Below are 19,865 nucleotides of genomic sequence, written 5' to 3'. Positions count from 1 at the left end.
GAGCGTCAAAAATAAAATTTTTATGGGTGTTATTTGATAGTTACCATTGAGGTGATACAGCAAGTAATTTAATAACCAATTGTTGTTCTATGGGTTTAGAAAACAGATATCCTTGAGCAAAGTTACAGTTTAAACTTCTCAATTGGGCTAGCTGTTCTTGGGTTTCGACACCTTCAGCGATCGCACTCATTCCCATTGAGTTAGCAATGCCAATCATTGCTGGTACTAATCCCATGTTCTCTTTATTTTCCTGCATACGTTTAACGAAAGATTTATCAATTTTGAGTGCATTAAAAGGAAAGCTGTGTAAGTAACTCAAAGAAGAATATCCTGTACCAAAATCATCCATAATCAACTTGATTTGGCGTTGCTTTAGTTGTTTAAGAATTATTTCAATTGCATTAGTATTTTCCATGATTACACTTTCTGTAATTTCTAATTCTAGGTATGCGGGATTTATTTTATTTTCATAAATTATTCGGTCAATTTGTTCTACTAAATTAGGCTGTAAAAATAACCGTGCGCTCAAATTGATACTCATAGTTAGAGGTTCTGGTGTCACTGGATAATGTTGCCAGATGCTCAGTTGATGACAAGCTGACTGTAATACCCAAGTATTAATAGCATTAATCAAACCTGTTTCTTCTGCCACAGGAATAAATTCTATAGGAGAAACCAGACCGCGAATCGGATGTTGCCAACGTACCAAAGCTTCAAATCCAGAAATTCTGCCTGTAACCAGGGAAATAATTGGCTGATAATAAACGAGAAATTCTTGTCTTTCAACAGCCCTTCGCAGATCATTTTCTAACTCTAAAAGCTGAATAGCTTCTTGATGCATCGTTGGATTGAAAACGTGATATTTGGCTCTTCCTTGAGCCTTGGCTCGATACATGGCTGTATCAGCATCCCGTAGCAAATACTCTGGGCGATCATAATCTTTATTACCCCAACTAATCCCAATACTGGCATTCATAAATACTTCATATCTGGACAGCTTAAAAGCGAGTGATAGCTGTTGCAGAATTTGTTCGGCAACTTGAATTGCCACATTGATATCTGTGATATTTTCTAGGAGAATTCCAAACTCGTCACCGCCCAATCGTGCTAAAGTATGACTAGGTATCAGACATGCTTGGAGGCGGTAAGCGATCGCTATTAGCAATTCATCTCCCACCAGATGTCCAAGGGAATCATTGATCACTTTGAAGCGATCGCAGTCCAAAAAAAGGAGTGCAAACTGATAACTAGATTCTTCCTTGGCTCGATTTAAAGCATTTTTTAGTCGCCTAATAAACAAAATTCGGTTTGGTAATCCAGTTAGGGAATCATGCAGCGCTATGTCTAGCAGTTGACTTTGCAATTTTTGGCGGGAATTGATTTCTTCTTGGAGTTTTTGGAGAGTTTTTTCTAGCTCCCCAGTGCGCTGTTTTACCCGATCTTCCAATTCAACATTTAGCTTCAATATTTCTAATCGCGCTGACCTCAATGCCAGTTGATTTTGCACGCGCACTAAAACTTCTTGGAACTCAAAAGGTTTGGTGATGTAGTCTACACCACCAACCTTAAAGGCTTTCACTTTGTCAAAAACATCATCTAAAGCACTAATAAAAATCACCGGAATATCGGCTGTTAGCTCCCAACCTTTTAAGGTCTGACAAATTTCATAGCCATCTACTTCTGGCATCATAATATCAAGTAGAATCAAATCCGGTAATACTGTTTGAGTTGCTGTCAGTGCCATTTGCCAATTCAAGGCTTTACGAACGCTATACCCTTCCCTGGTCAATATGGAGGATAAAACCCGGAGATTATCCGCCATATCGTCAACGATCAAAATATCTTTTTTATTAGGGTCTAAATGCTCGTAATTCATTCTACGTTTGTTTTAGTCAATTCCATGATTTTCTCAAACTGGTAGTTATTCGCTAAATCCCTAAGAACTTTAAAAACTTGACTATTATCTGATGGAATTTGCTTAAGTAACTCTAAAATCAATTCATCGCTACAGCTAGCTGCGGCATAGTAAATCTGTTGGAGCCACTCAGGTGACATTTGTGATAAACGGCTCAGGAGTTCGGTAACACTGATAAATATCTGTGTAGGTTGATCGGCAACTGTTGTGTTTGTGGTTTCTACTTGGTTGGTATACTTTACACCCAAATGTTGGCTCAGTTTTTCCAATAATACTTCTTGGATGAATGGCTTGCGAATAAAATCATCACAGCCAATAGATAAAATTTTCTGGCGTTCTTCTTCAAAGGCGCTAGCAGTTAGGGCAATAACGATCGTGTGTGTATTGGAGTAACTCTGCTTTGCCTCAGATAAGTTAGAAGGAGGAGCCAAGGCTGTTGGCGATCGCTTTGTGGATGCATCATTTGCATCATTTTCCATGACACTAGTTGCTTCTAGGGTGGGGGACGCGACGCCTAGCTGGCTTTTTAAAAGGGATACTTTGAGAATTTTGGACTCGCCGGAATCTGGGAATTCTCCCGCAAGGTATTGGCTCCCCGATGACAGCATCTGTTCCGAGTTTGGGAACCTTCGTAACGCATTGGCTACCCCATACCCTATTTGTTTAGTTTGTTTAGCTTTAATTATTCTTGTTGCTTCGTAACCATCCATGACCGGCATTCGCATATCCATAAAAATTACGTGTGGTTGCCAAGATTCCCAATTAGCAATTGCTTCACTACCATCTGTAGCTTCTCTGACTTCAAAGCCAACAGATGTAAGAATTTTAACTAGCAACAATCGGCTTTCTTTGGAGTCGTCAACTACTAAGATACGGTATGCTTTCTCAGCCGGTGCTAAAGCTAAAATTTGGTATCTAATTTGATTTGTCGGGATTTCTCTGGGGCAAGCTAGAGCAATCTGAATATTAAAGGCGAATCTACTACCGACACCCGGTATACTGTTGACAGTAATATCTCCTCCCATCAGTTGCACATATTTTCGGCTAATCGCTAAACCCAGTCCCGTCCCTTGTTGGGATTTTCTGCCGATTTCGGTTTGCTCAAAAGCTTCAAACAACAAGTCAATTTCTTGTGGGGTAATACCGCAGCCAGTGTCTTGTACCTCGAAGAAGAGATGAGGGGGATGAGGAGGATATTGCTCCCGCATCTCCCCCTGCTCACCGCTCTCCCAACCAGCCTCTAATCTCACCCTTAGTGTCACCCTCCCAGTATTAGTAAATTTAATGGCATTTCCCAAGAGGTTAAGCAAGACTTGACACAGTTTATTTTCGTCCGTTTCTATGTATTTAGGAATGTTTTGTGCATATTCAAACACCAATTCTAAATTTTTAGATGCAGCACTTGCGTGTTGCATCTTTTCTAACTTCTTCAATACATGAATTAAGTCAAAGCTGTTGCTATTTAATGTAATTCTGCCAGCTTCGATTTTAGACATTTCTAGAATGTCGTTAATTAAATTAAGTAGATGTTCGCCAGATCGATTAATAATTGCTAAATTTTCTTGATGTTCGCCAGATAGGGAATAATCTCGGCTCATAACTTGGCTAAAACCGAGAATGGCATTGAGTGGGGTACGCAGTTCGTGGCTCATGTTAGCAAGGAATTCGCTTTTGGCTCGGTTGGCGGCGGTGCTTCGCGCCGCTTCACGAATGGCTGCTTGTTGTTCTTGTGCGGCAATTTTTTGCGATTGAATTAGTTCTTGTTGGGTGATTTGCAGTTGCTCGATCGCTTGCTGGAACTCTTCAGTCCGTTTTTTTACTTGAGCCTCTAAGGTGCGATTGTATTCTGCTAATAAGTTTTCTGCTTGTTTGCGTTGGGTAATATCAAAAAATGTAGCGATCGCAAAAGCAAGATTTCCTGATTCATCATAAATTGGCTTTCCCAAAACTTCAATGGGAATACTTTTGTCAGAATGGCGAATTTCCATATCATCAATCCTGGCGCTTTCCCCAAGCAATGCTCTCAATATCGGCAGGCGATCGCTGGGGTAAAGTTGATCTGTCCCAGCAAGATAAGCTTGATATACTTCTGACAATTGCTCGCTGCTAACTTGTGCGATCGCTCCTTGACCAAGAATTTGCTGCCCTATTGTATTTGTGTAATAAGGTTCACCTTCAGCATCTATGATAAATACACCTATTGGCATAGCTTCTAAAAATTGAGTTAGCCGACTCTGACTGTGAGATAGCGCCTCATTTAAGACTTGCATCTGAGCATTCTTTGCTTCTAAACTATTGAATGAGACTTGGAGTTGCTTTGCCATAGTTTCAAATGACTTGGCTAGTTCTCCCAGTTCATCGAAACGCTGAATTTCTGGTATTTCCTCCCATTCACCTTTAGCAATTTTCTTTGCTGATGTGTTTAATTCTAAAATCGGCTTAATTACCCAGCGACTAGTCAAAATTCCAATTCTTGTAGCGACTAAAAAAGCAACTATGCAGAGCAAAATAGTGATATGGGTGTTAGCGTTAATTTGCTCCATGAATTCGCCTTCGGGAATCACTGCTACAATTAGCCAATCTAAACCCAGTTGATCCCTCCAGCTTTTTACCTGCACAAAATAACGCATTCCATCGGCGGTAAAACTTAGCTGTTGCTTCTCTCCAACAAACTTAAGACTGCCAAAACGTTTGATCAAAAACTGTGTTGTGAGTCTAATTAAATAATTTTGGCTATTTAATGCTGATAGACGTTTTCCCTTACCATTCATGATGGTATATGGTGGTTCGCTAGTAGAAGAAGCCACTATTAACCCAGAACGCTCTAAAATAAAAGTTTTACCCGAATCATTAATCTTTAAATTGGCTAAAAAATTGCCTATTTGTGATAATAGCAAATCAACACTAATCACCCCAACAAATTTGCGATTTTTATCATAAACAGGATAGCTGGAAGATATGGATATAATTTCTGGTTTATCTTCCCATTGATAAATTTGACTCCAAACTCGTTTACCTAACTTGACTGGATCTGTATACCAAGCTTCTAGGCGAGGATCGTAGTTTTTAACTTCCTGTAAATGGCGGCGATTTCCTTGGTTGTCTGTAGGATAAACATAAAGTTTGCCGAGGCCATGCTTTTCGCTAACTTCATTAATTAAGAGCTTGCCATTATTTAAACGTTCAACACCGATAAATTCACCTTTAGCATTGGCAAAGCTGTTATAGCCAACATTGAAAACATGCATTTGTTTCCAAAAGTAATTACCGATGGTTTGAAAATCCGAAAGATTGAGCAAACCTAGCTCAATCGCATCTAAGTTGATTTGATTAATTTGCTTCGGGGTTGTTAAATAGCTATCAAGATGCTGTTCAATGCGATCGCAGATTTCATTTTCTAATTGATTAGCAAGCTCCGTTACCGCTTTTTGGCCGTTTTGATACGAAAGGTAGCCCACAAGTCCCACCGCGCCACAAATTTGCAATATAAAGGGCACAATCAGAACATACCTCAAGGGCATATTGGCATAAACTTTGCCAACTAAGCGATTAATAGATTTGATCGGCTGAAGTTTGGATAACATTGTTGTTTAATTCTTCCCCAGCATAGATTAGGGGTATTTTTGCCATATCAGCTACATTTAATATCAGGATAATTACGGCATATTATGCATTTACTATGACATTTATTTAAAATAATGAGTATCAAATAATACAAAAAAATATTTTTTACTTTTTGCATTGGCTAAATTCCTTTAAGGTCTAATTTTCAGACTTAGCGACGCCCATAGTGAGTTTTGGCTACAACAGCGTTTGAACTTCATAGCACTTCGTAGACATAGCACCTGAATGTACTCAGTTTTATCAGATTTTCTCGGATGAAATAAAATTTAACCGATAAGCTACAGTATGCCATTCTAAAATTCAGGTCGTCATTAGTACCTAATCCTAAATTTAATTTTTAATTGCTGATATCTTGATTTTCCGGTCTTAAAACCGTTGAATTTGTACAAAAATTAAGTACAGCAATTTTAAAATTTTCATATAAATGCAGAGTCAAAATAAATAAATCTAAAAAAATTTACTTAATATTTTTTATTTTAAATAAATGTTAATTTTATTGTATAAATATGTCAACCTCATCGCCGATTTGTAAAATTTTTCCGGCTGAGGATGGGGGTAATTGGGTATTGACACTCAATCTGTAAAAGTGATTAAAAGGCGATGAAGCAACCCAATTTGGTAGAGTTACTTGTCGCTGGGTTACAAAGATTTTTTGAAAGTTTGGGTAAGCTTTCCCTAAGTAAGAATCGCGTGTTGGGACTATACAACGCTGACATGGATTAACCCCAAAAAAATCTACATCTCCTACTCGAAAGGAGACTAAATTACCTTGTTCACTAAATAGCTGATCTTCCCAAAATGCTGGTACACCATCAATCTCGATGTTGGCACGCATTCGACGGCGTATTTCATCTACACTTAAACCGGGAAACCAAGAAGCTACTTCTGCCAATGTTGCTGTACTAATTACCGTTGGGCCAGGTGAGTGCGTATCGTCAGGAAAACCCATCAGAGAATTTTGCCTTAATGTGACAGCAAACTCAAAAAAATTACTCATAGTTGCTTCTAATGCTGGCCGTTCCTCATCAAGATGGAAAATTTGTTGTAAGTTGCCGCCTGGGATGTGCAACGAGATAGTTCTATTTGAGAGTGCAAATCGCGCTCTTATTAAATTGATTTTAGCATGACGTTTGCCATTAACAAATCTATCCTGTTCGTCAAAAATGGCAAACTCGCGGTCATGCTGTAGTGCGCCACTGGCAAGAACTCTCGCGTTCTCAACTTCAACACCATCCAGTGACTTAACTGGATACAGTAAAATATTAGCTAAGTAAGGCATCATAGCATTGAGAGGCAGAGAGCAGGGGCTAGGGGAAGAATTTCTAACTTTTGATTAATGACTAATGACTCCTCTGGTTTTCCAGAGTAAGCACTCTTGTTACTTGTTCAACCAGGGGAACGTCAATAATATTGTTAATTAGGATATATCGGCGATTTATCTATTCCTCCAATATGATTTAGAGGCCAGAACCGAACTACAGCCCGTCCAATAATATTCTCGCGGGGGACAACACCCCAGCAACGACCATCGTAACTATTGTTACGATTATCACCTAGTACTAAATATGAACCGATTGGTATAGTCTGGGGTTTCGCCAAAAAAGGTGGCTGTGGCCCTGATTGGCAAACATCAATAACTGTAGTTTGACCAGAACTAAGGTAATTGCTTTCTGGGAGGGGTTTATTATTGATATAGACTTTGCCATCCTTAAGTTGTACTTTTTCTCCAGGTAAGCCAATTACACGTTTAATAAAAGCATCTTGGTATTGTTCTTTTTGTAGCTCTTTTGTTGGCGAAAATACTACAATATCTCCCCGTTGCGGGTCAGCAAATTTATACTTCAACTTATCGACAATGATTTTATCTGCTTCCCACTGGTTTGGCGTACCATGCAGAGTCGGTTCCATCGATCCAGAAGGAATCCAGCGTGCTTCAGCAACAAAGGTACGAATTCCCAGAGCTAGAACAATGCTCAATACAATTGTTCTACCTAGCTCTGCGATCCAAGAATTATCGGGTTGTTGACTAGAGTTGTTATCAGACACTTTATTTTGCATGAAATTACTTAAACTGAAGGAAAGATGTAGGTAATTAACTCGCTTAGTGACACTTTATCTGTTAATGTTAACGGGGAAATTTTAATTTCCTAGTCATGCTCCCATCTTAAGTACCAATTTTAGATTGGGGATTTTAGATTTTAGATTAGGGTGTTTGTTGTGAGTTATGACTCGCCTCTGGTAGGCGAAACCAATATAAAATACCCAAGCCGCATCCCTTCCAAGGCTACGGTCAATCCAAAATCCAAGTTGCGCTGGAAGCGCACCAAAGGTGCAACCTAAAATCTAAAATCCAAAATTGATTGACGGGGTTCTTCATAAATTAAAAATAAACTTTTTTTTAACGCCCAGCAAAAATTGGTTACTCCGATCGCGAATAAGTTTAACCTAAAAGCATAATTCTCTGTAATACATAGCTCCCTATCTCAACTTTATTAACCTTATGTCATCTCCACAAATTTTACTGATTCGTCGCGCTCGGATAATTCTACCCAATGGGGAACTGATGATTGGGGATGTATTGACCCGCGATCGCCAAATAGTCGAAGTTGCACCAGAAATCACTGAAACGGCAGTAGCCACTGAAATTGACGCAGAAGGGTTAACTTTGTTGCCAGGAGTCATCGATCCGCAGGTGCATTTCCGAGAACCTGGACTAGAACACAAGGAAGATTTATTCACCGCCAGCTCCGCTTGTGCTAAAGGAGGAGTCACTTCTTTTTTAGAAATGCCCAATACCCGCCCTTTGACAACGACACAGCAGGCTTTAGACGATAAGCTACAACGTGCCTCACAAAAGTCCTTGGTTAATTATGGCTTTTTTATTGGGGCAACAGCAGAGAATCTACCAGATTTGCTCTTAGCAAAGCCAACACCGGGAATTAAGATTTTCATGGGGTCGATGCATGGTCAGTTGTTGGTTGATGGCGAAACAGCATTGGAGGCGATATTTGCTAAAGGCGATCGCTTAATTGCTGTTCATGCCGAAGACCAAGCTAGAATTAACCAACGCCGCCAAGAATTTGCTAATATCCACGATCCAGCCGTTCACTCGCAAATTCAAGATAATCAAGCGGCCTTGCTGGCAACCCAACTGGCATTAAAACTTTCTCAAAAATATCAACGTCGTTTGCATATTCTGCACATGTCAACTGCTGAAGAAGCAGATTTACTGCGTCAGGAGAAACCTAGTTGGGTAACAGCAGAAGTGACACCACAGCATTTGTTGTTGAACACCAGTGCTTACGAGGAAATTGGCACTTTAGCACAGATGAATCCACCTTTGCGATCGCCCCACGATAATGAAGTTCTCTGGCAAGCTTTGCGCGATGGCGTGATTGATTTTATCGCTACAGATCACGCGCCGCACACCTTAGAAGAAAAAGCTCAAGAATACCCCAATACTCCTTCGGGAATGCCTGGGGTGGAAACTTCTCTAGCTTTGATGTTAACTGCGGCGATAGAGGGAAAATGTACTGTTGCTCAAGTTGTTAACTGGATGTCAAAAAATGTAGCTGTAGCTTATGGTATTCCCAATAAAGGAGCGATCGCGCCTGGTTATGATGCTGATTTAGTGCTTGTAGATTTAAACACATACCATCCAGTCCGGCGCGAAGAACTGTTAACCAAATGCCGTTGGAGTCCCTTTGAAGGCTGGAACCTCACCGGCTGGGCTACAACCACCATTGTCGGTGGTGAAGTTGTTTATGACAAAGGTCAGGTAAATACACAAGTGCGGGGTCAAGCTTTAACTTTCTTGTAGGAAATCTTTATTTAAGCTTATGTAGTAGACAAACAATTAGACATCAAAGCCATACTTGAACGGGCAAGATTTTTATCTATCCCAAGTTAAGACTAGATCAATGCCATTTGGTTAAAGCTAAAAGACAACAATCTTTTTTTTTCCCTTTACCCTTTTACCTAAAGGTATTGACTAGTCGCTGTATCAGAGATTGCAATTTTAAATCCTGAATTTATTTATAAGTGTTTCAAGTCAAAACTTCAATAACTAATCCTTTCTTGCAATGGATTACCTATTTATTTTTCTTTTCCCTGCTTTGCATACTTGGCGGTTTCTAAAAAACTTAGCTATTCTTCCATTTGGATAAAAACAAACAAGCAAATAGAACCATATTGCGATTCATCTCATGATGCTTGTTCCCAGAAACTATGCCCGGAAACATAACTATAGAAATAATCAAAGAGAATTGCTATGTCCTTCAAGATTTTAGCTTTAGACGGTGGCGGTGTTCGCGGAGTCATTGCAGCACGAATACTTCAAGAAGTAGAGCAAGAAATTAGAAACCAGGGTAAAGGAAACTTTTTATACGAATACTTTGATCTGATTTCTGGCACTTCTACTGGTTCAATGTTAACAGGAGCGATCGCTTTAGGAAAGGAGAGTCATGAACTCATTAACCTGTATAAAGATAGAGGTCAAGATATCTTCCCGTTAGAAAGAAAAGACCGCTATAAAAACTTGCCGCCCATCATCAAATCAATTCTTGATGTATTTTCAGGGCCTAAATATTCTCATGATGGAATTATTAACGCCCTCAAAGATACCTATAAATCTACAAAAATAAAAGATATTGAAAAACCGATTATTTTGATTCTTGCTTACGATACATTATATCGTAATACAACCTTTTTTACTAATTGCCATCCCGATTTAGGAGACAGATGGTACGATGACTGTTATTTATGGCAGATATGTACTGCTTCTGCCTCAGCTCCTACTTTTTTTCCACCATATAAATTAGAACCTGTAGATAAAGAAAAATTTGGTGATTGGGAATTTCCCCACATTGATGGAGGAGTTTCTGCCAACAATCCCTGTCTTGCAGCCTTAAGTCTAGCTATGAGGATCAGTCAATCTTCAGTCTCTCCAACAATTAAGCAAAAATATAAACTGGATAATCTAAGATTGGAAGATATTTCTATTCTTTCTATTGGCACAGGTCAAACTGGTGAACCATATCAATATAAGCAAATAAGTAAATGGAGAGGTTTAGACTGGATACAAAATCTTACTAATATCTTTATGGAACCTACATCTGAGATTGATAGTACTATTTGTCGGCAAATTATGGGCGGATACGATTCTAAACGTTACTTACGGCTTCAGTTTGACTTAAATGAGACATTTAAAGCCAAGCCAGACGAGACTTATAAAGATCCTCGGATTGTATTACCTCCAGAAGAGCGAAAAAACCGATTTACAGGGGAAAAAGTCAGTCCAGAAATAGATAATGCTAGTTTGGAGATTATTGAACAGTTAATAAATACTACTGCTGCATTTATTGATAAAGGTCTTACTTACTATACCAGAGACGACTCTGGTTCTCCGATCAAGGAGGCGATCGCCTCTTTTATAAAAGATAACTAGTGCATCTACGTAGACATATTCATATCAATTAGTAAAGGAAAAAACATTTCGTATTTATACATAACTAGCGTATAAATACGAGATGTTTTCTTTAATTTATTGATATCAGTATTAATTACAGATGTGAATAGAATAATTTCTTGCTATTTAAATTAATTTTCAAATATTTGATAATTCAGTATTTCTGTGTATATATTTTGACTTTAATTTGGGTATATTGAGGATAAGGAAAAGTTAGACAACTTCTACATAACTTGCTTGATGTTGTTTAACTTGTCTCTACTAGCTTTGGCTGCTAAATAATCCAGATTTGTTCTTTTAATGACAGTAAAGAACCAATCGGGTAAAACCAAGCTGACTAAGTTTTGTAAAAACTCTTATTTAACCCAACAACAGTTTACATTTTCTTTATTTATAGACCATCTAAATCAGTTTTTAACTGATTATCGCAGCAATAAAGCTGCTGTTACAAAATTTTTTAATTTATTTTAGGTTAAGATAACAATGTTAGTAATTTACAGTGGTGAGCGTGGTAGTGGCAGATAGAACGAGTGTGGAGTTCTCCCTCGACTGTTTGCAAAAATTTTCTCGTATTACATATTAATAAAGTGACAATTCTCGTACCTAAGTCGGGAGATCAGCTTAAATCGCGGCAATAACTTCGCTAATGGCACAATTGAATGGGATGAGTTCCACTTGACGAGTGCCCTCATTCCCATAAATCAAGCTTACACTTAAATAGCTATTTGGCTTGTAAGGCAATCGTTCTGCCCATTCAACTGCCACAATTCCTGGTATGACTTCAACACCTTCCCAGTAACTTTCTAAATTCAGGGCTGCAACTTCTTGTGGTTCTAGGCGATATAAATCTAGGTGATAAAGGGGCAGGCGTCCTTCCGTATACTCATTAATCAGGGTGAAAGTGGGACTGACAATAGGTTCAGTGATTCCCAAACCTTTGCCAATACCTTGAACTAGGGTAGTTTTACCAGCACCTAAATCACCTTCTAGTAAAATTACACTGCCAGGAGTTAGGGATTCACCGAGAGTAATACCTAAGCGTAGAGTCGCTTCTGTATCTGCAAGAAAAATTTTCATAATTAGTCATTAGGCATGGGGCATGGGGCATGGGGCATTGGTTATTCACAAATGACAAATGACAAATGACAAATGACTACTTACCGTGATGACCTTTACCATACCACCGCAACAACACTTGTGCTAGTTTCTGCGGGTTGTGACGGATAACACCCGTTTCATCTTCATACAAAACATTAGCTAGAACAATCCTTCGTCCAAGCTGAGTTACGGCTTCTCTATCCAGGAAAACGGGATGGGAGTTTTGTTCGGCGTAGCGGATGAGTGATTGCTCCGACGGGGATTTTTTGTGGATTAGTACAGCATCAAATAGCCGCCTTTCTCCACAAGCAGCATCAATTGCTCTGATATGATCTGCAACAGTGTAGCCTTCAGTTTCTCCTGGTTGAGTCATTATATTGCAGATATAAATACGGGGAGCATCTGTTTGAGCGATCGCATCGGCAATTTCTGGTACTAATAAATTAGGAATCAGGCTTGTATAAAGGCTACCTGGGCCAATAATAATGTAATCAGCTTCTTTAATTGCCTTAATAGCTGCTGGTACTGCTGGAGGATTAGCTGGAATGCAACCAATTTTGACAATTTTACCGCCAGCCTTGGGAATGCTAGACTCCCCATCAATGCGGCGACCATCGGTTAATTCTGCCCAGAGACGAACATCACTAAGAGTTGCTGGTAGTACTTGTCCCCGTACTGCTAGCACTTTAGAACTGGCTGCAACTGCTTGTTCTAAATCTCCAGTAATATCACTCATTGCCGTTAAAAACAAATTACCAAAACTGTGACCTGTTAACCCATCTCCAGCCCGAAAACGGTATTGAAACAATTCTGTTAATAACTTTTCTTCATCTGCTAATGCAGCCAAACAATTGCGAATATCCCCTGGTGGTAACACTCCAAATTCTTGACGCAACCGCCCAGAAGATCCACCATCATCGGCAACAGTGACAATAGCAGTAATATTAGCGCTGTAGGTTTTTAGTCCTCTCAACAACGTAGAAAGTCCCGTACCACCACCAATTACCACTATTTTCGGGCCTCGATACAATCGATGATGGGCCAGTAAAACATCAATGAGTTCCTCTCCCCCTTCTGCTCTTAGTACTTTAGTAATTGAGCCGACAGTGCGAGTTTGCCCCCAAAGCACTAACAGCAAGCCGCCAAGCAGCACCAAAGGCCCACTAACATAGTTGGGTAAAATGTTGGTGATTACTCCCAGAAGATTCCTAAAAAACTCGATCATCCAAAAAATTGGGGTCAACTTAATCCAAATAGCTAACCCCAAACTCGCCAGCAGTACACCCCCAATACTGATTAACAACCAACGTTTTACCGATAGTCCAGGGGATAACCATTTGAACCACTGGTTAACACGATAGGAAGTACGAGAGCGCGACTGCTTTTGCAGGGCGTTGAGGACTTGTCTGAGAAAACCAATTGACATACCTGATTTACAGCAGTGCTACAAACAATAACTAACAAAAAATTTACACCACTTGGTTTAAAACACTTGGCGTGAAACTATTATATTTGTCTATTCCATTAGACTAAGAGCAAGTGGTCAAAATTGCCAGTATTCCTAGTTAAACAATACCTTAGCTTGATAAAAATGAATTTAATAGAAAAACGAATTTTAGGATTAGATCCAGGACTGGCAATTTTAGGATTTGGGGCAATTAGCTGCATACAAACTCCTAACAAGATACCAGAGACTACAGTAAATATGCTGGATTTTGGGGTAATAAAAACCTCAGCAGATGTAGAAATGGGACTGCGTTTATGTACCTTGTTTGATGATTTACACACCGTGATTGAGGAATTTAAACCAGATTTGGTTGCGATCGAGAAACTATTCTTCTATCGGATGTCAAGTACAATACTGGTTGCACAGGCGCGGGGTATAGTTATTTTAGTATTGGGCCAACGTCGTCTTCCTTATGTAGAGTATACTCCTGCTCAAATTAAACAAGCTTTAACAGGGTATGGCAATGCCGATAAGTCGGAAGTGCAAGAAGCGGTGGCGCGGGAGTTGGATTTAGATCATATTCCTAAGCCAGATGATGCTGCGGATGCTTTGGCGGTGGCTTTGACGGCTTCTTACCAGCTGTAGATTGTAAAAAGACAATAAAGTTTGTCAGAATTAAGATGCGACGCTCGTTCCTCTCTACGAGACGCTACGCGTAGCTTGCTTCCACGCAGTGGTACGCTAACGCTGCGCTATCAGTGAGGGATTTCGATCCAGCATTGATAGTTTTGCACCAAATTTTCAATTTAGTGTGGTGTTTTACCATTTATTAGACTTCTTGCATAAGTCGGGAAAAGGGTAAGGGGGAACGGGGAAAGGTTCTGTATTATCCCCTTCCCCTTTAACATGAACCCCTTTTTCCCCTCTTGCAAAAAGTACTTTTGCAAGAGGTCTATTGAGCGTTCGACTGAGCGCTCACGCCGAACTCCACCATTGACACGAAATTCAATTTCTTATTTTAATACGCTTGGGTTAAGGATTTTTGGTATTGATTTTGGGTATGTATAGACTAGCAATTGCAACGTCTCTTGCATTGGATTTGGGGCTTAACTGAAGTGTATTGTTTCTTATTTTGGCAAGGTTGCGTATGTATTATTTATTGTTAATAAAGATTCTGATTAATAAGTATTCTTAAAAATAAAACGTTATAACTATTGAAATTAATAGTAAAAATATTATATTTCAAATGCGTTTGCCTTGCTCATGTATCTGAGAGTGAATTATGTTTAAAAGCCAGCTAACAACACAATAAAAGGACTTGAGAATCTAAGGCTTATGTCGGCAGGTAAACCTTTAAATCACCAGTTTAATCTCACTTATTTAAATATTGATCATAACAATCTAACTTGATACACAAGTACACTTAACAGAAGTGGTACAATAATTACAAGTACTTAATCGTACATAAATTTTAAGCTTGCCATACCACTAAAGGTATTATATATACAAAAACTTTCTCTAAAATTCAGTACAAAGTTGCAAAAAATACTAATTTTTTACATTTTACTGAAATAATGCAATTATAAGATATTGGCTGAAGCTGCTTGAAACAAATCATTAACATTTAAAAATAGCTAAAATAGCTTACTTATTTTCTAAGTAGTTCCAAAACTGTATGTTGCAATAATGTCAACTGGAAGAATTATTATTTGATGTGTGTAAGCTTCTATGGTTAAGCGATCGCTCCAAGCATCCCTCGCCGGGATTCAACAAGCCAAAAAAGCGTTCGCTCATAAGGGGTGGACACAAGATAATTTAGCTCTTGAAGTCAACTTAAAGACTCGCCAACCAATTTGGCGGTTTTTTACTGGGCGTCCTGTTGAGCGTCATATTTTTATAGACATTTGTTCTGTGTTGTCGTTGAATTGGCGGGAAATTGCGGCTAATTCTCCAGAAGAATTCTCTGAATCAAAAGAACTGGGTAATGCTGAATTTTTAGATATTGATGCTCTAGTACAACAAGTGCAATCGCAACGCTTCGACAAAATTCAAGACCAGTGCGGCACTTTGCAGTTATTAGATGTTACTCGCCCCGTTAGAATCGACGACATTTACATTGATGTCAACATTTTGGAGGAGATTGCCAGCCTTCAGTGGTTAGAGTTTGCTGATTTGCAAAACTTTACATCAAAAGAATTTGACCGCTTTGGTTTAGGTGAAGTATCTCAGACACAAATAGCGGGGATCACAGCAGTTCAAACTTACTCAAAGCTGCGGGTGTTGGGTAAACCGGGAACAGGTAAAACCACTTTCTTACAACATCTGGCGATTCAATGCAACCGAGGGAGATTTGCAGCAAATCGGGTTCCTATTTTTGTCACCTTAAGAGATTTTGCCGACAAAACGAGAGTTGCAGGAGAGTTCAATTTACTGAACTATATTTGCGAAGACTTCCTCACCTGTGGAATTTCAGATCCATCTGTACTGGAAACTTTGTTGTTGTCAGGTAGAGTATTGCTTTTGCTGGATGGATTAGATGAAGTACTCCATCAACAGAGTAAGGGTGTCGTCAATGAGATTCGCAGACTATCTGAAAAGTCTCAAAAAAATATGTTTGTCGTCACCTGCCGCACGGCAGCTAAAGCTTTGAACCTCAGACGCTTTACAGATGTTGAAATTGCCCCTTTTAGTCAAGATCAAATTGTTGCTTTTGCTCAGAAGTGGTTTACAGCAGTTACGAAAACGAACATTGAGAATAAACAAGAACAGGCATTTGAGTTTATTGAGAAACTAGATTTACCCGAAAATTTACAATTTCAAAGACTTGCTGTCACTCCCTTGTTTTTGCATCTCGCCTGCTGGGTTTTTCATCACCAGAACAAATTTCCAACCCAAAAATCTGCTTTTTATAAGCAGTGTTTAGACCTGCTCCTAGGTAAATGGGACGAAACTAAAGCAATTGAGCGGGATGAAGTATACCAAGGTTTTTTATTACCACAAAAACTTAAGTTGCTGAGTCAAGTTGCTAGCGCGACATTTGAGCAGGGTAATTACTTTTTTGAACAACGCATTGTTGAACAACACATTAGCGATTATATCGGTGATTTGCCGAATGCTTCTACAGAACCAGAGGAATTGGAATTAGATAGTGAAGGGGTACTTCAGGCGATAGAGTTGCAACATGGATTACTAGCAGAACGAGTGCGGGGGATTTTCTCTTTCTCTTATTTGACGTTTCAAGAATATCTGACTGCTCGAAAAATCGTTGCCAGTTATAATTTACAAGCATTAAAACAACCCTTAGAACGTCTGGTGACTCATATTACTGAACCTAGATGGCGTGAAATCTTTTTGTTAACGGTTGCCATGCTACGGAATGCAGATTTTTTGGTACTGTTGATGAAGCAAGAAATTGATGCGCTAGCGGCTCAAGATCCATATTTGCAAAAATTTTTAACTTGGACAAGTCAAAAGTCTGTCGCTGCTCCTGTGCCTGCTGCAATTCGGGCGTTTTATCTTGCTCTTGCTAAGACTCCTCACCTTACCCCGTACTTTGCCCTTGTCTGCATCTTCGATCAAGATATTTTTTTGGATGCGGCATTAGATAATCTAGTAAAGGAATGCGAATCTAATTTTACCAATGTCTATGGGTGCAATGATGCTCTGAGTAGTGCTTTAGCAATTGTTCAAGATGCTGGCTTACATCAAGCTTTACAAGAACTTAAAGACCTACTGCCCGATCCAGAACAAAGTAGAGAAAGGATTCAGACATGGTGGCAAACAAGTTATCCTGCTTGGATAGAACAGTTAAAAACTGCGATCGCCAAGCATCGAATTCAGCATCACTGGCACTTCAGCCCACAGCAACAGCAAGTATTGCAACAATATTACGATGCCAATCAGTTGCTTATCGATTGCCTTAATAGCAACTGTGAAATCACAGACATTGTGCGGCAGGAGATTGAAGCCGGTTTGTTGTTGCCGATGAAAGAACTCTCCAAGCGGGAATGGCAGGGATTGTGATGAGGCAGGGGGCAGGGGGCAGGGGTGGGAGAGGAGATATATCTTAGAATGCAACAATGAGTCTTTAATATTCATTAATGAGGCTCGGAACTTCATTAATGAGGCTTTGATATTCATTAGACTATTGCAAAAATTCTTGAATCACCCCTCCCCAACAGGCATTTTCATACTAGAAGATGTTTAATTATTTAGAAGACATAGATAACATTGAGCAGCTTTTATTCATTAAGAAAAGGTATCTATGCTTGGACACAAGATTATTGTTATTGGGACTTCGGCAGGCGGACTCAAAGCACTGGGCGTAATCTTGAGTGCTGTGCCTCCTGACATTAATGCTGTCTTCTTCATTGTTCAGCACCTTGCAGCAGATAAGCCCAGCATTCTCCCCGAAATTCTTACAGATATAGGCTCTCTCGCAGCATCTCACCCGGTAGATGGAGAGTCAATTCAAAACAGGCGAATCTATATTGCACCCCCCGATTATCACCTGTTAGTCAACCAAGGCTTAATGCGTGTCGTGCGTGGGCCTCAAGAAAACCGCTTTCGCCCCGCGATCGATGCGTTATTTCGTTCAGCTGCCCGCGCTTATGGTACAAGGGTGGTAGGCGTGATACTCACCGGCTATCTTGATGATGGCACGGTGGGGTTGCAGGCAATCAAGAAACGGGGCGGAGTGGCGATCGTTCAAGACCCGAAGGAAGCAGAATACCCCAGCATGGCAAAGAGCGCCTTGCGGTATGTAAAGGTCGATTACTGCTTGCCCCTTGCAGAAATCCCAGACTTGCTAGTGCAGTTGTCAAAAGAACCCGCCGCCAAGGAGGAGGCATACCCCGTGACCGAAGAGATCGAAATTGAATCCAAGATTGCTGAACAGCAGATGAATACCCAAGAGTTTTTGGAGAGTGTAGAAGCGATCGGGACTCGAACGACTTACACCTGCCCTGAATGCAACGGCAGCATCTGGCAAATTGGCAAAGGAGAGCCGCTACGGTTTCGCTGTCACACGGGGCATTCCTTTACAGCTAGTGTGTTCCTGGCAGAGCAAACTCAGAATCTTGAAAATGCGCTGTGGTCGGCTGTGCGAGTAATGGAGGAAAAGGTTACATTCTCGCGTCAAATGGCAGAACGGATGAGAAACTATAATTTAACTAGTGCCGCAACAAAATATGAAGATCATGCAATAAATTTAGATAAGGAGGTATCTTTAATTCGAGATATCATTCTCAATGGCTTTGCCACGAAACGAACTATTGCCGCAATAGAGGAAGAACAGCCGGAGTAGCTGGAGGCTGAACCTTCTTTAATCACTATCGTTATAAAAATCTAAAATTTTAAGGAATACTAGTACGCCACGGCGTAGTAGAGCAACCATTTAAAATTCCTAAAAAGCTTATTCCATAATAGTTTTGACTTTTTTACCCTGAGCGCAGCCGAAAGGTGACTTTTGACTTCCGCCTTGCAGTACTAGGTTGTAAAAAGTCTGCTTATATCGTCTGCAAATCTGCCTCATTGAGGAGTATCATCGTTTCTGCACCAACTCTGCCAAAGTCAGGTTCTAGCCCTAATGCCATCTCAATGAGATACGTCCATGTGCCAGATTCAGGTTTGTAGCTTCGTACAATCCCTTCTCCACCAACAAAGCTCACCCATTGGGTATTACGAAACTTAGGCAGCTTTATAAAGGTTGCAGTCATGCGTAAAACTCCTCAATTCATAGTTGATACCTACTGTTTTAATAGAATGAATTAAATATGTTTTGTATCTTTTTAAGTAAAGATGTTAAATATCATCTATAACTTTTGAATGTTTTAGATGCAGATTAAACAATTTATACGTAATTCAAACACACAAGCATTTTCGTGCAGAACACAAGCACTTTCGTGCAGAACACAATTGCGTTCGTGCAGAACACAAGTGCTTTCGTTCAGAACACAAGTGCTTTCGTCCAGAACACAAGTGCTTTCGTCCAGAACACAAGTCTTTTATAAAAAATTAGTTCCCTAACTCCTCAAAGAAGTTAGGAATTTGGACACCGCACATTTTTACAAATCAAATGTTGTATTGCTATACAGCAGATTTCAGGTAAATGAAGTACATATATAAAACCCAAAACCTTGTAGAGACGTAGCAGTGCTACGTCTCTACACAATACTGCTCGGTTAAGAGTCGATCCCCCCAACCCCCCTTCAAAAGGCTACCGTGTATACACAAGTCGAATTACCCCCCTTAATCCCCCCTTGTAAAGGGGAAAACCGAAAATCCATTTCCCTCCCCGTAAAAACGGGAGGGTT

12 protein-coding genes are annotated in these 19,865 nt (G+C 39.8%); 5 read left to right on the top strand and 7 right to left on the bottom strand.

The window, feature by feature from the left end; genetic code table 11:
* Positions 1-40: 40 nt before the first annotated feature.
* The 4 genes from RMZ43_RS04445 to lepB form a co-directional block, all read right to left on the bottom strand.
* Positions 41-1,876 carry a two-component system response regulator gene (locus tag RMZ43_RS04445; protein ID WP_322647597.1) on the bottom strand — a complete coding sequence of 612 codons (1,836 nt, stop codon included), beginning with the start codon at positions 1,874-1,876 and terminating at the stop codon, positions 41-43.
* Positions 1,873-5,499, bottom strand: coding sequence for an ATP-binding protein (locus tag RMZ43_RS04440; RefSeq protein ID WP_322654529.1), 3,627 nt, complete (start codon positions 5,497-5,499; stop codon positions 1,873-1,875). Before RMZ43_RS04440 ends, RMZ43_RS04445 begins: the two co-directional genes overlap by 4 nt.
* A gap of 533 nt (positions 5,500-6,032) precedes the next feature.
* Positions 6,033-6,818 (bottom strand): MOSC domain-containing protein, encoded by a 786-nt coding sequence (locus RMZ43_RS04435; RefSeq protein ID WP_322647631.1) that lies wholly within the window; start codon positions 6,816-6,818, stop codon positions 6,033-6,035.
* Positions 6,819-6,952: 134 nt separating this feature from the next.
* Positions 6,953-7,597 carry a signal peptidase I gene (gene lepB, locus RMZ43_RS04430; RefSeq protein WP_322647595.1) on the bottom strand — a complete coding sequence of 215 codons (645 nt, stop codon included), beginning with the start codon at positions 7,595-7,597 and terminating at the stop codon, positions 6,953-6,955.
* Between the two features lie 442 nt (positions 7,598-8,039).
* Here lepB and RMZ43_RS04425 point away from each other — a divergent pair, with 442 nt between their 5' ends.
* Together RMZ43_RS04425 and RMZ43_RS04420 are read left to right on the top strand one after the other, a co-directional pair.
* On the top strand, positions 8,040-9,359 hold the full coding sequence (locus tag RMZ43_RS04425; protein WP_322654530.1) for a dihydroorotase: 1,320 nt from the start codon (positions 8,040-8,042) through the stop codon (positions 9,357-9,359).
* 450 nt (positions 9,360-9,809) lie between these two features.
* Positions 9,810-10,985 carry a patatin-like phospholipase family protein gene (locus RMZ43_RS04420; protein ID WP_322647593.1) on the top strand — a complete coding sequence of 392 codons (1,176 nt, stop codon included), beginning with the start codon at positions 9,810-9,812 and terminating at the stop codon, positions 10,983-10,985.
* A gap of 642 nt (positions 10,986-11,627) precedes the next feature.
* Here RMZ43_RS04420 and tsaE read toward each other — a convergent pair.
* Both tsaE and RMZ43_RS04410 read right to left on the bottom strand, forming a co-directional pair.
* Positions 11,628-12,083, bottom strand: a complete 456-nt coding sequence (gene tsaE, locus RMZ43_RS04415; protein WP_322647592.1) for a tRNA (adenosine(37)-N6)-threonylcarbamoyltransferase complex ATPase subunit type 1 TsaE — start codon at positions 12,081-12,083, stop codon at positions 11,628-11,630.
* Between the two features lie 76 nt (positions 12,084-12,159).
* Positions 12,160-13,530, bottom strand: a complete 1,371-nt coding sequence (locus RMZ43_RS04410) for a gluconeogenesis factor YvcK family protein (RefSeq protein ID WP_322647591.1) — start codon at positions 13,528-13,530, stop codon at positions 12,160-12,162.
* A 174-nt stretch (positions 13,531-13,704) separates the two neighbouring features.
* On the opposite strand from RMZ43_RS04410, the gene ruvC reads away from it, so the two are divergent.
* From ruvC to RMZ43_RS04395, 3 genes are all read left to right on the top strand, one after another.
* Complete coding sequence (gene ruvC / locus RMZ43_RS04405; RefSeq protein ID WP_322647630.1) at positions 13,705-14,196, top strand: crossover junction endodeoxyribonuclease RuvC; 492 nt, start codon at positions 13,705-13,707, stop codon at positions 14,194-14,196.
* Between the two features lie 1,083 nt (positions 14,197-15,279).
* Positions 15,280-17,574: an NACHT domain-containing protein gene (locus RMZ43_RS04400; protein WP_322654531.1), complete on the top strand. Its 2,295-nt coding sequence runs from the start codon at positions 15,280-15,282 to the stop codon at positions 17,572-17,574.
* 241 nt (positions 17,575-17,815) lie between these two features.
* The gene (locus RMZ43_RS04395) at positions 17,816-18,856 is read left to right on the top strand and encodes a chemotaxis protein CheB (RefSeq protein WP_322654532.1); all 1,041 of its coding nucleotides are present in this window, start codon (positions 17,816-17,818) and stop codon (positions 18,854-18,856) included.
* A gap of 202 nt (positions 18,857-19,058) precedes the next feature.
* On the opposite strand, the gene RMZ43_RS04390 is transcribed toward RMZ43_RS04395, so the two are convergent.
* Positions 19,059-19,268: a hypothetical protein gene (locus RMZ43_RS04390; protein WP_322654533.1), complete on the bottom strand. Its 210-nt coding sequence runs from the start codon at positions 19,266-19,268 to the stop codon at positions 19,059-19,061.
* Between the last annotated feature and the right edge of the window lie 597 nt (positions 19,269-19,865).

It is taken from the genome of Nostoc sp. CmiVER01, from assembly GCF_034531135.2.
Lineage (GTDB): Bacteria > Cyanobacteriota > Cyanobacteriia > Cyanobacteriales > Nostocaceae > Nostoc.
The sequence above is the reverse complement of the archived record's forward strand: the minus strand, read 5'-3'. Positions and strand labels throughout refer to the sequence as shown.